The 12414-nt window shown below is 66.7% G+C and carries 11 protein-coding genes and 1 pseudogene; 8 read left to right on the top strand and 4 right to left on the bottom strand.

What is annotated here, in order from left to right; translation table 11 throughout:
* The first annotated feature begins 10 nt into the window (after positions 1 to 10).
* The 3 genes and pseudogenes from sdhA to ACRDU5_RS00265 all read left to right on the top strand — a co-directional run.
* A complete protein-coding gene (gene sdhA, locus ACRDU5_RS00275; protein ID WP_526612214.1) occupies positions 11 to 1765 on the top strand; it encodes a succinate dehydrogenase flavoprotein subunit in 1755 nt (584 codons plus the stop codon).
* The gene (locus ACRDU5_RS00270) at positions 1765 to 2544 is read left to right on the top strand and encodes a succinate dehydrogenase/fumarate reductase iron-sulfur subunit (protein WP_526612213.1); all 780 of its coding nucleotides are present in this window, start codon (positions 1765 to 1767) and stop codon (positions 2542 to 2544) included. The genes sdhA and ACRDU5_RS00270 overlap by 1 nt, the downstream gene beginning before the upstream one ends.
* A gap of 15 nt (positions 2545 to 2559) precedes the next feature.
* A pseudogene (locus ACRDU5_RS00265) lies at positions 2560 to 3195 on the top strand (carboxymuconolactone decarboxylase family protein); the annotation flags it as partial.
* Here ACRDU5_RS00265 and sigJ read toward each other — a convergent pair.
* Positions 3164 to 4072 carry an RNA polymerase sigma factor SigJ gene (gene sigJ, locus ACRDU5_RS00260; RefSeq protein ID WP_526612212.1) on the bottom strand — a complete coding sequence of 303 codons (909 nt, stop codon included), beginning with the start codon at positions 4070 to 4072 and terminating at the stop codon, positions 3164 to 3166. The pseudogene ACRDU5_RS00265 and the gene sigJ sit on opposite strands and share 32 nt — an antisense overlap.
* Positions 4073 to 4091: 19 nt before the next feature.
* Positions 4092 to 5585, bottom strand: coding sequence for an aminobutyraldehyde dehydrogenase (locus ACRDU5_RS00255; protein WP_526612211.1), 1494 nt, complete (start codon positions 5583 to 5585; stop codon positions 4092 to 4094).
* A gap of 122 nt (positions 5586 to 5707) precedes the next feature.
* On the opposite strand from ACRDU5_RS00255, the gene ACRDU5_RS00250 reads away from it, so the two are divergent.
* The 5 genes from ACRDU5_RS00250 to ACRDU5_RS00230 all read left to right on the top strand — a co-directional run bounded on the left by ACRDU5_RS00250 (position 5708) and on the right by ACRDU5_RS00230 (position 10255).
* Positions 5708 to 6223 carry an Lrp/AsnC family transcriptional regulator gene (locus ACRDU5_RS00250; RefSeq protein ID WP_526612210.1) on the top strand — a complete coding sequence of 172 codons (516 nt, stop codon included), beginning with the start codon at positions 5708 to 5710 and terminating at the stop codon, positions 6221 to 6223.
* The gene (locus ACRDU5_RS00245) at positions 6220 to 7605 is read left to right on the top strand and encodes an aspartate aminotransferase family protein (RefSeq protein ID WP_526612209.1); all 1386 of its coding nucleotides are present in this window, start codon (positions 6220 to 6222) and stop codon (positions 7603 to 7605) included. The genes ACRDU5_RS00250 and ACRDU5_RS00245 overlap by 4 nt, the downstream gene beginning before the upstream one ends.
* 22 nt (positions 7606 to 7627) lie before the next feature.
* Complete coding sequence (locus ACRDU5_RS00240; protein ID WP_526612208.1) at positions 7628 to 8629, top strand: SMP-30/gluconolactonase/LRE family protein; 1002 nt, start codon at positions 7628 to 7630, stop codon at positions 8627 to 8629.
* 83 nt (positions 8630 to 8712) lie between these two features.
* Positions 8713 to 9933 (top strand): D-alanyl-D-alanine carboxypeptidase family protein, encoded by a 1221-nt coding sequence (locus tag ACRDU5_RS00235; RefSeq protein ID WP_526612246.1) that lies wholly within the window; start codon positions 8713 to 8715, stop codon positions 9931 to 9933.
* Positions 9934 to 9940: 7 nt separating this feature from the next.
* On the top strand, positions 9941 to 10255 hold the full coding sequence (locus tag ACRDU5_RS00230; RefSeq protein WP_526612207.1) for a DMT family transporter: 315 nt from the start codon (positions 9941 to 9943) through the stop codon (positions 10253 to 10255).
* 3 nt (positions 10256 to 10258) lie between these two features.
* Here ACRDU5_RS00230 and yhjD read toward each other — a convergent pair whose 3' ends face one another.
* Both yhjD and trpS read right to left on the bottom strand, forming a co-directional pair.
* Positions 10259 to 11281, bottom strand: coding sequence for an inner membrane protein YhjD (gene yhjD / locus ACRDU5_RS00225; RefSeq protein ID WP_526612206.1), 1023 nt, complete (start codon positions 11279 to 11281; stop codon positions 10259 to 10261).
* 15 nt (positions 11282 to 11296) lie between these two features.
* Positions 11297 to 12313, bottom strand: coding sequence for a tryptophan--tRNA ligase (trpS, locus tag ACRDU5_RS00220; protein ID WP_526612205.1), 1017 nt, complete (start codon positions 12311 to 12313; stop codon positions 11297 to 11299).
* Between the last annotated feature and the right edge of the window lie 101 nt (positions 12314 to 12414).

The following is a 12414-nucleotide window of genomic DNA, read 5'->3' as shown; positions in this document are numbered from 1 at the left end:
GAGCTGATAGATGATTCAGGAACATCGCTACGACGTCGTCATCATCGGCGCCGGCGGCGCGGGCATGCGGGCCGCGGTCGAGGCGGGGCCCCGGGCCCGCACGGCGGTGCTGACCAAGCTGTACCCGACGCGCAGCCACACCGGTGCGGCACAGGGCGGGATGTGTGCGGCGCTGGCCAACGTCGAAGAGGACAACTGGGAGTGGCACACCTTCGACACCGTCAAGGGTGGCGACTACCTCGCCGACCAAGACGCCGTCGAGATCATGTGCAGGGAAGCCATCGATGCGGTGCTCGACCTGGAGAAGATGGGGATGCCGTTCAACCGGACCCCGGAGGGCCGCATCGACCAGCGCCGGTTCGGCGGGCACACCCGCGATCACGGCAAGGCGCCGGTGCGCCGCGCCTGTTACGCCGCCGACCGCACCGGCCACATGATCCTGCAGACCCTCTACCAGAACTGCGTCAAGCACGACGTCGAGTTTTTCAACGAGTTCTATGCGCTCGACATCGCGCTGACCGAGACCCCCGGCGGACCGGTGGCCACCGGCGTCATCGCCTACGAGCTGGCCGGCGGCGACATCCATGTGTTCCACACCAAGGCGATTGTGTTCGCCACCGGCGGGTCGGGCCGGATGTACAAGACCACCTCCAACGCGCACACCCTTACCGGCGACGGCCTCGGCATCGTCTTTCGCAAGGGACTTCCATTGGAGGACATGGAATTTCACCAGTTCCATCCGACCGGACTGGCCGGGCTGGGCATCCTGATCTCCGAGGCGGTGCGCGGCGAGGGCGGCAGGCTGCTCAATGGCGACGGCGAACGGTTCATGGAGCGCTACGCGCCTACGATCGTCGACCTCGCGCCACGGGACATCGTGGCCCGGTCGATGGTGCTCGAGGTGCTGGAGGGCCGCGGCGCCGGCCCGCACAAGGACTACGTGTACATCGACGTGCGGCACCTCGGCGAGGACGTGCTCGAGGCCAAACTGCCCGACATCACCGAGTTCGCCCGCACCTACCTCGGTGTCGACCCGGTCAAGGAACTGGTGCCGGTCTATCCGACCTGCCACTACCTGATGGGCGGCATCCCGACCACCGTGCACGGGCAGGTGCTGCGCGACAACACCGCGATCGTCCCGGGCCTCTACGCCGCCGGTGAGTGCGCTTGCGTGTCGGTGCACGGCGCCAACCGGCTGGGCACCAATTCACTGTTGGACATCAACGTGTTCGGCCGCCGGGCCGGCATCGCGGCCGCGAATTACGCGCTGGGGCACGACTTCGTCGACATGCCGCCGGACCCCGCATCGATGGTGGTGGGCTGGGTCGGCGACATCCTGTCTGAGCACGGCAACGAGCGCGTCGCGGACATCCGCAATGAACTGCAGCAGTCGATGGACAACAACGCAGCGGTATTCCGCACCGAGGATACCCTCAAGCAGGCGCTCACCGACATTCACGCCCTGAAGGAGTGTTATGCCCGAATCACCGTGCACGACAAGGGCAAACGCTTCAACAGCGATCTGCTCGAGGCAATCGAGCTGGGCATGCTGCTGGAGTTGGCCGAGGTCACTGTGGTGGGCGCACTGAACCGCAAGGAGTCCCGAGGCGGCCATGCCCGTGAGGATTACCCCAACCGCGATGACACCAATTACTTACGCCACACCATGGCCTACAAGCAGGGCACCGACCTATTGAGCGACATCAGGCTGGATTACAAGCCGGTGGTGCAGACGCGATACGAGCCGATGGAACGGAAGTACTGATGACCATTACGCCGGATGTCGATACGAAGGAACCCGCTCTGCCGCCGGTCCCCGACGGCGCGGTGATGGTGACGCTGAAGATTGCCCGATTCAATCCCGAAGATCCCGATGCCGCCGGCTGGCAGAGCTTCCGGGTGCCGTGCCTGCCCACCGACCGGCTGCTCAACCTGCTGCACTACGTCAAGTGGTATCTCGACGGCACGCTGACTTTCCGGCGGTCCTGCGCGCACGGCGTGTGCGGCTCGGATGCGATGCGCATCAACGGCGTCAACCGGCTGGCGTGCAAGGTGTTGATGCGCGACCTGCTGCCGAAGAACCCGAAAAAGCAGCTCACCATCACCATCGAGCCGATCCGCGGCCTGCCGGTCGAGAAGGACCTGGTGGTGGACATGGAGCCGTTCTTCGACGCGTTCCGTGCGGTCAAGCCGTACCTGGTGACCAGCGGCAACCCGCCGACCCGCGAGCGGATCCAGAGCCCCACCGACCGCGCCCGCTACGACGACACCACCAAGTGCATCCTGTGCGCGTGCTGCACCACCAGCTGCCCGATCTATTGGAGCGAGGGCAGTTATTTCGGGCCGGCCGCCATCGTCAACGCCCACCGGTTCAACTTCGACAGCCGCGACGAAGCCGCTGCCGAGCGCCTCGACATCCTCAACGAGGTCGACGGCGTCTGGCGCTGCCGCACCACCTTCAACTGCACCGAGTGCTGCCCGCGCGGGATCGAGGTGACGCAGGCGATCCAGGAGGTCAAGCGCGCGCTGATGTTCGCGCGCTGAGCGTTTTCGGCTGTGTCACACATTGGCGGGCTGTCTCGTCTAACGGGTATGACACAGAAAACACGAATCGACCCCCTGCCGCCGCAGCGCGCATCGCTGCTGACCAAGCTGTTCTACCGGGTCGCCAAGCGGCGGTTCGGCGAGGTGCCGGAACCATTCACCATCGTCGCTCATCATCCGCGGCTGATGGTCGCCAACGTTGTGCATGAGGGCATGCTGGGTTCGGCGTCGCGCAAAATGCCCAAGAACGTGCTCGAGCTGGCCGTGTTCTGGACCGCCCGCACCATCGGATGCTCGTGGTGCGTCGACTTCGGCTCGATGCTGCAGCGTCTCGACGGTCTCGACGTCGAGCGGCTCAAGGACATCGACAATTACGCCACCTCGCCCGCCTACACCGACGACGAGCGCGCCGCCATCGCCTACGCCAACGCGATGACGACCGATCCGCACACCATCACCGACGAGCAGGTCGCCGACCTGCGCCGCCGCTTTGGCGACGACGGGGTGATCGAGCTGACCTATCAAATCGGTGTGGAGAACATGCGCGCACGCAGCTATTCGGCGCTCGGGATCACCGAGCAGGGCTTCAACTCCGGGGACGCCTGCCGGGTTCCGTGGGCTAGCGACGATGACGCAACGGCGAAGCCGTGAACTTGTCGGGGTTGGCGACGTCCCACACCGCGGCGACCTTGCCATCCCTTACCGCCACCGCGACGACGCGGGGGTGCGCCGGCTCGTAGCCGTCGCGGCCCTCGGAGCCGACGGAGTACATCCCGAGCTCGCCGTTGACCAACGCCAGCCGGCTCGACTCCAACCATGCCGGGCCGTAACGACTCGCCAGCCCGAACAGGAACCGTGCTACCTTGTCCGGTCCGGTAATGGTGTGAATCGCGGTGCGGGTCTTGCCGTTTGAGTCGCCGACCAGCGTGATGCCGGGGTGCAGCAGGCTGATCACGGCATCCAGTTCGCCTTGGGCCATCGCGGCGAGCAGAGCCCCGACGACTTCGTCATGCGTGCGCTCGGCGGGGGGCGCTGGATTCGCGCTGATGATCTTGCGGGCCCGTGAGGCCAACTGCCTTGCCGCGGCGTCGCTGATCCCCAGCACCGAGGCGATCTCACCGAACGGCACCGCGAATCCGTCGTGCAGCACGAACGCCACCCGCTGATCCGGGCTGAGCCGCTCCAGCACCACCATCGCCGCGAACCGCGCGTCCTCGCCGGCCACCACCGCCGACAACGGATCGTCGGCATCGGGCGCCGTCACCACCGGTTCCGGGAGCCACTGGCCGACGTAGGTTTCCCGGCGATGTGCGGCCGAGCGCAGCCGGTCCAGGCCCAGCCGGCTCACCACGGTGGTCAGCCACGCCCGCAGATCGGTGATCGATTCGCGCGCCGACGCATTCCAGCGCAGCCAGGCGTCTTGCACGATGTCCTCGGCGTCGGCGACGGTGCCGGTGAGCCGGTACGCGACGGCCAGCAGATGCGGCCGCAGTTCCTCGAACTCGTCCACCCGCGTGCTGGCGGTCATGGCGCAAGTCTAGGCTCCGCTAGCGCTTCGTGAATACGGTCCGGTGCCAGTCTTTTTCGGCGACACCGGTGGTATCGCTCATCACGTGCTTGATGGTCAGGTATTCCTCGAACGAGTAGTCGGACATGTCCTTGCCGAATCCCGAAGCGCCCATACCACCGTGCGGCATCTCGCTGATGATCGGGATGTGGTCGTTGATCCACACACATCCGGCCTGGATTTCGCGTGACGCCCGCTGCGCGCGGTAGACGTCGCGGGTCCAGGCCGATGCCGCCAGGCCATAGTCGGTGTCGTTGGCCTGCCGCAGCGCGTCGTCGTCATCGGTGAAGGCGCGCACCGTCAGCACGGGACCGAAGATCTCGTCGCGGTAGACCTCCGAGCTCTCGTCCACGTTGGCGATCAGCGTCGGCAGGTAGAACGACCCGGGCCCGTCCGGTGCGCTGCCGCCGGTGACGATGCGGCCACCCTGGCCGGGGGCCCGCTCGACCATGCCGGCAACCTTCGCCCGGCGCGCCATTGAGATCAGCGGGCCCAGGTCGGTGTCCGGGTCCTCGGGATCTCCGACGACGACCTTGCTCATCACCTCGGCAACCCCGGCGACGAAATCGTCGTAGAGCTCCCGCGCCACGATGGCCCGGGTGGCCGCGGTGCAGTCCTGTCCGGTGTTGATCAGCGCCCCGGCGACCGCGCCCTGAATCGCGGCGTCGAGGTCGGCGTCGTCGAACACCACGAACGGCGCCTTGCCGCCCAGCTCGAGCTGGGTGCGGTGACCGTGCGCGGCCGCGGCCGCCATCACCTTGCGACCCACCGGTGTCGACCCGGTGAAGGTCACCACGTCGACGTCGGGGTGTCCGGCCAGCGCGGTTCCGACGTCGCCACCCGCTCCGGTGACGACGTTGAAGACGCCGTCGGGCAGGCCGGCCTCGGTGGCCAGCCGGGCCAGCGTCAAGGTGGTCAACGGTGTCAGCTCTGCGGGCTTGATGACCACGCTGCACCCGGCGGCCAGTGCGGGCAGCACCTTCCAGACCGCCATCTGCAGCGGGTAGTTCCACGGTGTGATGGTCGCGACGACGCCGACGGCCTCGCGCCGGATGCTGGAGGTGTGGTCGCCGGAATACTCCGCGGTGGCCTTGCCTTCGAGATGGCGCGCCGCGCCGGCGAAGAAGTCGATATTGTCGATGCTGCCCGGCACGTCGAACTCTCGCGCCAGCCGCACCGGCTTGCCGGTCTGGCCGACCTCCTCGGCGATCAGGTCGTCGGCGTGCTCGGCGGTCAGCGCCGCCAGCTTGGCCAGCACCGTGGAGCGGTCCGCCGGGGTCGCCCCCGCCCAACCCGGCAATGCCGCCCGGGCCGCTGCCACCGCGGCGTCGACGTCGGTGGGCGCCGCCAACGCGCATTCCGCGACGACGTCGCCGTTCGCCGGGTTGATGATCTGGTGACGGGCGCCGCCGGTTGCCACCGCCGCCCCGTCGATCCAGCTGCTGGCCACACTGGCCGATACGGTCGCAGTCATGGCTCAACGCTAGCCCACGGCGGACAGGGCGGCTACGCATTCCCGCAGTCCCGGCACCTGTTCGCGAGCGATTTCATAGGCCTGGTTGCTTGTCACGACGGATTCCGTGCACAATCTCTTGCATGGCCAACCCGGGTGCCGACGGCATCCAGTCCGTCCCGCTCCGCGTGCACACACGTCCCGGCGCGGCGGTCCAGCTCGACGAGCTGTCCAAGGCGATCATCGAGAAGCTCCAGCAGGACGGCCGTCGCTCGTATGCGGGCATCGGCAAAGCGGTGGGTCTCTCCGAGGCGGCCGTGCGGCAGCGGGTCCAGCGCATGGTCGATACCGGCGTCATGCAGATCGTCGCGGTAACCGACCCGATGCAACTCGGCTTCGCCCGCCAGGCGATGATCGGCATCCGCTGCACCGGGGACACCACCAGGGTTGCCGAGAAGTTGGCCGCGATCGACGCCGTCGAGTACGTGGTGCTGACCGCCGGCTCGTTCGACGCCATCATCGAAGTGGTGTGCGAGGACGACGACGACCTGCTCGACCTGCTCAACACCCAGATTCGTGCTTTGCCAGGAGTGATATCCACCGAAACGCTGGTTTATCTGAAACTCGTTAAGCAGCAATATAATTGGGGCACGCGATGACGACTACGGATATCACTGAAGAGGTTACGACCGACCTGGGCGCAAAAGCCAACCGCCATCTATGGGGCCACTTCGCCCGTCACGGGGCCGGCATCACGCCGCCGGTCATCACCCGTGGTGAGGGCGTGAGGATTTGGGACGACAAGGGCAAGAGCTATATCGACGGGCTATCCGGCCTCTTCGTGGTGCAGGTCGGCCATGGCCGTAAGGAACTTGCCGAGGTCGCCGCCAAGCAGGCCGAGAAGCTGGCCTTCTTTCCGCTGTGGTCGTATGCCACCCCGCCCGCGATCGAGTTGGCCGAGCGGATCGCCGGCTACGCGCCCGGCGATCTCAACCGGGTGTTCTTCACCACCGGTGGCGGCGAGGCCGTCGAAACCGCGTGGAAGCTGGCCAAGCAGTACTTCAAGCTGACCGGCAAACCCGGTAAGCACAAGGTGATTTCGCGCGCGATCGCTTACCACGGCACACCGCAGGGCGCACTGGCCATCACCGGCCTGCCGGCGTTCAAAGAGCCGTTCGAGCCGCTGACACCGGGCGGCTTTCGGGTGCCGAACACCAACTTCTACCGCGCCCCCGCGCCATACGACACCGACATCAAGGCATTCGGCCAGTACACCGCGGACCGGATCGCCGAGGCCATCGAGTTCGAGGGTCCCGACACCGTCGCCGCGGTCTTCCTGGAACCGGTTCAGAACGCCGGTGGCTGCTTCCCGCCGCCGCCCGGCTACTTCGAACGCGTCCGGGAGATCTGCGACGAGTACAACGTGCTGCTGGTGTCCGACGAGGTGATCTGCGCCTACGGGCGGATCGGTTCGATGTTCGCCTGCGACGACTTCGGCTATGTGCCGGACATGATCACCTGCGCGAAGGGCCTGACCTCCGGGTACTCGCCCATCGGCGCGATGATCGCCACCGACCGGCTGTTCGAGCCGTTCAACAACGGCACGACGACGTTCGGTCATGGCTACACGTTCGGCGGTCACGCGGTGTCCTCGGCGGTGGCGCTGGCCAACCTGGACATCTTCGAGCGCGAGGGGATCAACGATCACGTCAAGGAAATGGCGCCGGCGTTCCGGGCCACCCTGGAGAAGCTCTACGACCTGCCGATCGTCGGTGACGTCCGCGGCGAGGGCTTCTTCTACGGCATCGAGCTGGTCAAGGACAAGGCCACCAAGGAGACGTTCGACGATGACGAGAGCGAGCGCCTGCTGCGTGGCTTCCTGACGCCCGCGATATTCGAAGCCGGCCTGTACTGCCGGGCCGACGACCGCGGCGACCCCGTGGTGCAGCTCGCCCCACCACTGATCAGCGGCCAGGCCGAGTTCGACGCGATCTACGACATTCTGCGCGGCGTGCTGAGCGAAGCCGGCCGGCTGCTGTAGACCTCGCGCTAACGTCAGCGGCGTGCCCTTCAAGAGACACAAGAAGCCGCGAATCGATCCCGTCCGCTGGCAGCCACCTCCCGTCGACGAGCTGCCCGACTTCCCATCCGCCGACGTCACCGTCGTGCCGGTGCCAGGCGACGGGCCCGAAGACGTCGTCGCCGACGCCGACGGCATGCTGTGGACGGGGTTGGTCGACGGTCGCATCGTCCGCATCTCGCCCGACGGCGCCGAACCAACGGTCGTGGCCGACACCGGTGGGCGACCGCTGGGCATGCATGTCGCCCGCGACGGCCGCCTGCTGGTCTGCGACAGTCCGCGTGGCCTGCTTGCAATGGACCGCTCCACCGGCGAGTTCGAGACGCTGGTCGACACCGTAGATGGTCGCAAGCTGCAGTTCTGCTCGAATGTCACCGAATTATCCGACGGGACAATCTTTTTCACGGAATCGACGAGTGACTTTACCTATGCCGACTACATGGCGGCGCTCCTGGAGGCTCGTGGGCGCGGCGGCCTGTTCAGGCGCGACACCGACGGCACAGTCACCAGGCTGGTCGACGGCCTCTACTTCGCCAACGGAGTCACCGACACCGTGGACGAGTCCGCGCTGGTGTTCGCCGAGACACCGGGGCGCCGGCTTTCGAAGTACTGGCTGACGGGACCGAACGCCGGAACCGTTCAACCGTTGGCGGTCAACCTGCCCGGCATGCCCGATAACCTGTCGACCGGTGCCGACGGCCGGATCTGGTGCGCGTTTGTCACACCCGCCAATCCCGTGGCGGACCGGCTGGCGAAAGGACCGCCGATCGTCCGGAAGCTGTTGTGGCGGCTGCCGGACCGGTTTCTGCCGAAGCCCGAGTCGGTCGTGTGGGTCGTCGCATTCGATCCCGACACCGGCAAGCCCGTCGCCGGCGTCCGCACCACACACCCCGACTTCGGCATTGTCACCGGTGTCGTCGAATCCGGCGGAAAGCTGTGGATGTCCTCCATCGAATTCCCGGCCGTGGCCTACATCTCGCTTTAACATCAGTCACAACTGTCACAGCGCGGCATCGCGGAAATCGGGGTTTCATCCCCTACCCTGCACTTTCGATGGCGACCTCATGGATGATCTCGACGCGCGCTTTGTCGCTGGTTGCGGCGACGGCGATGCTGGCCGCACCGGCGATCGTCGGCTTACCCGTTGCAGCGGCCGAACCCAACGCCGCCCCCGATTCCCCCGCCTGTCCGTACCAGGTCAGCACCCCACCCGCGGTCGATGCGTCCGAGGTGCCCAAGCCGGGCGAGGATCCACCGCTTCGGCTGCCGGTACCCGCCGAGCCGGTCGGCGGTGACGCGCTGGCCGGCTGCGGCGTGATAGCGGCGCCGGGCACACCGCCGCTGCCGGGCGACGTCTCCGCGGAGGCGTGGCTGGTCGCCGACCTGGACAGCGGCGACGTCATCGCCGCCAAGGACCCGCACGGCCGCCACCGCCCGGCCAGCCTGATCAAGGTGCTGGTGGCCATGCAGGCGATCAAGGATCTGCCGATCCACAAGGTCGTGGCCGGCACCGCCGACGACGCGGCCGTCGAAGGCACCAAGGTGGGCGTCGGCGAAGGCGGGCACTACTCGATCAACGACCTGCTGCACGGCCTGCTCATGTACTCCGGCAACGACGCCGCGCACGCGCTGGCGGCCCAACTCGGCGGGATGGACGCCACCCTGGGCAAGCTCAACGACCTGGCGGGCAAGCTCGGCGGCCGCGATACCCGGGTGGCCACGCCGTCGGGTCTGGACGGCCCGGGCATGAGCACCTCGGCCTACGACATCGGCCTGTTCTACCGATACGCCTGGCAGAACCCCAGGTTCACCGAAATCGTCGCGACCCGCGGCTTCGACTTCCCCGGCCGCGGCGACGCCGGCTACCCGGTGGAGAACGACAATCAGCTGCTCTACAACTACCCCGGCGCACTCGGCGGCAAGACCGGCTACACCGACGATGCCGGCCAGACCTTCGTCGGGGCGGCCAACCGCGACGGCCGCCGGCTGGTCGCGGTGCTGCTGCGCGGCACCCGGCAGCCGATTGCACCGTGGCAACAGGCCGCCCACCTGCTGGACTACGGATTCGCCACCGCCCCGGGCACCCGGGTCGGCACGCTGATCGAACCGGATCCCTCCCTGTCGGCCACGCCGAAGGCGGCCGCCGACGAGACCACCGCCAAGGCTGCCGACATCATGCCTGCCGCGGATGCCCTGCCGGTCCGGGTCGGCGTGGCCGTCATCGGCACCGTGATCGTGTTCGGCCTGATGATGGCGGCCAGATCAGTCAACCGCAGACCGCAACACTGAGGCCCCCATGGCGTGGCTCATCCTGGTGGCGTCGGGAGTTCTGGAAGCCGTATGGGCGACCGCGCTGAGCAAGTCCGACGGGCTCACCCGACTGGTGCCGAACCTGGTTTTCGGTGTGGCGCTTGTCTTCTCGATGGTCGGGCTGGCGATCGCGATGCGCAGCCTGCCGCCCGGCACCAGTTACGCGGTGTGGGTCGGCATCGGCGCGGTGCTCACCATCGCCTACGCGATGCTGACCGGCGCCGAAACCGCATCGGTGGTCAAGGTGGCTCTCATGCTGGGCGTGGTCGGCTGCATCATCGGCCTCAAGGTGGTCACCTGACGACTACGGGCGTCGAAGCAAGCGCGAAAAGCCCAGCGCGCCAAGGGCGCCCACGGCCGCCGCGATCAGAGCGCCACGCACACCCACGCCTTCGTGGACCTGCACCCGCGGAGTGATCTGGGCACCGGTGGGTGGTTCCACCGGCACAGCGGCGAAGTTTTCTTCAGAGGTGGCCGCCCATGCGGTGGCGAACAGGATCAGCCGGGCGGTGATGTAGGCGAACACCATCAGGCCCAACACCGGTCCGAACGTCGCCCCGGCCGGGCCCTGCATAACCGTTTGCAGAAACAGCGAAGCCAACTGCTTGAAAACCTCGAACCCGACCGCGGCCATCAGGCCGGCCTTCACCGAACTGCGGAAGCTGATCGACTCTCGGGGCAGGCGCGCGATGATCCAGGTGAACAACAGCCAGGAGATCAGCAGCGACACCAACACCGACACCATTCGCAGCACGCCGGCAAGGCCCGGAACATCTTGAAACCCAAACCATTCCAGCACGTTTGTCATCAGTCCCGGATCACTCAGCACGGTCAGCGCGATTGTGACAGCGATTGCGACGAATGCCGAAACGAGCGCCAGCAGGTCGGACAGCTTGGTCTTGACGAAGTTGGGCGGCTCCCGGCGCTGCTCCCACATCTCGCTCAGCGCCTCGCGCAGGTTGGCCATCCAGCCCAGCCCCGCCCACGCGGCGGTGGCCAGGCCGATGATGCCGACCGAGGTCCGCGACTCGACGGCCGAGTTCATCAAGCTGATCAGCTGCTCGCTGAATTCTCCGGACACCGTCGTCTTGATCCGGGCCTCGATCTCGGCGAGCAGGTCGGGGCGGCGCGACAGCACGAAGCCGCCCGCGGCGAAACCGATCATGGTCAACGGGAAAAGCGCGAAGACCGTGAAATACGTGATGCCCGCAGCGAAGAAGTCGCCCTTGCGGTTCTGATAGCGCTGCCAGGCGCGCATCACGTGGTCGAACCATTCGTAACGCGACCGGAGGCGGTCAAGGATTCCCGGTTTGGCCGGCTCGGACATACCAGCCTCCCAGGGTCAATTCGGTTGCTGCAAGAACCCTAACCGGTCGTATACCCGCTTCAGCGTCTTAGCAGACACGTCCTTGGCCCGGCCCGCACCGGCCGCCAGAACGGCCTCCAGTTCCGCCGAGTCGGCCAGCAGTTCGTCGACCCGCGCCTTGATCGGTGTCACGAATTCGACGACGGCATCGGCGGTGTCGGCTTTCAGATCGCCATAGCCCCGTCCGGAATAGCCCTCGACGAGCTTGTCGACATCGGTGCCGGTGACGGCGGACTGGATGGTCAGCAGGTTCGACACTCCCGGTTTGGCTTCCGGGTCGTAGCGGATCTCTCGCTCGCTGTCGGTGACCGCCGAGCGGATCTTCTTGGCTGACACCTTCGGGTCGTCGAGCAGACCAATCAGCCCGGCCTCGGTGCCCGCGGACTTGCTCATCTTCGCCGTGGGGTCCTGCAAGTCGTAGATCTTGGCGGTTGACTTCTGGATCATCACCTCGGGGACGACGAAGGTGTCCGGGAATCGCGAGTTGAAGCGCTGCGCGACGTCGCGGGCCAGTTCCAGGTGCTGGCGCTGGTCCTCGCCGACCGGCACCAAATTGGTGTCGTAGAGCAGCACGTCGGCAGCCATCAGCACCGGATAGGTGAACAGACCGACCGTGGTGGCGTCGCTGCCCTCCTTCTGCGACTTGTCCTTGAACTGCGTCATCCGCGACGCCTGTCCGAATCCGGTGAAACATCCCAGCACCCAAGCGAGTTCGGCGTGCGTTGGCACCTGGCTCTGCACGAAAATGGTGCTGCGGTTCGGGTCGATGCCCAGCGCCAGATACTGTGCGGCGGTCGCGAGCGTGCGGCGTCGAAGGGTGCCCGGATCCCATGGGATTGTGATGGCGTGCAGGTCGACGACGCAGAAGTAGGCGTCGTAATCATCCTGCAGGTTCACCCACTGGTTGATCGCACCCAGCGCGTTGCCGAGATGCAGGGAGTCAGAGGTGGGTTGCACGCCGGAGAAAACGACGCGCTCGGAGGGGGTACTCATGGTGGGTCAATCTTTTCACGCTCACCAGCCGCGCCCGCTGCCACCGGTCGAATAGCGCACTGCGCTGACAACCGACCGCGCCTTGCGGTACCGGTGGTATC

Origin of the sequence: Mycobacterium sp. (assembly GCF_050701515.1) — a bacterium.
Taxonomy (GTDB): Bacteria; Actinomycetota; Actinomycetes; order Mycobacteriales; family Mycobacteriaceae; genus Mycobacterium.
This window is presented reverse-complemented; position numbering and strand designations above follow the sequence as displayed.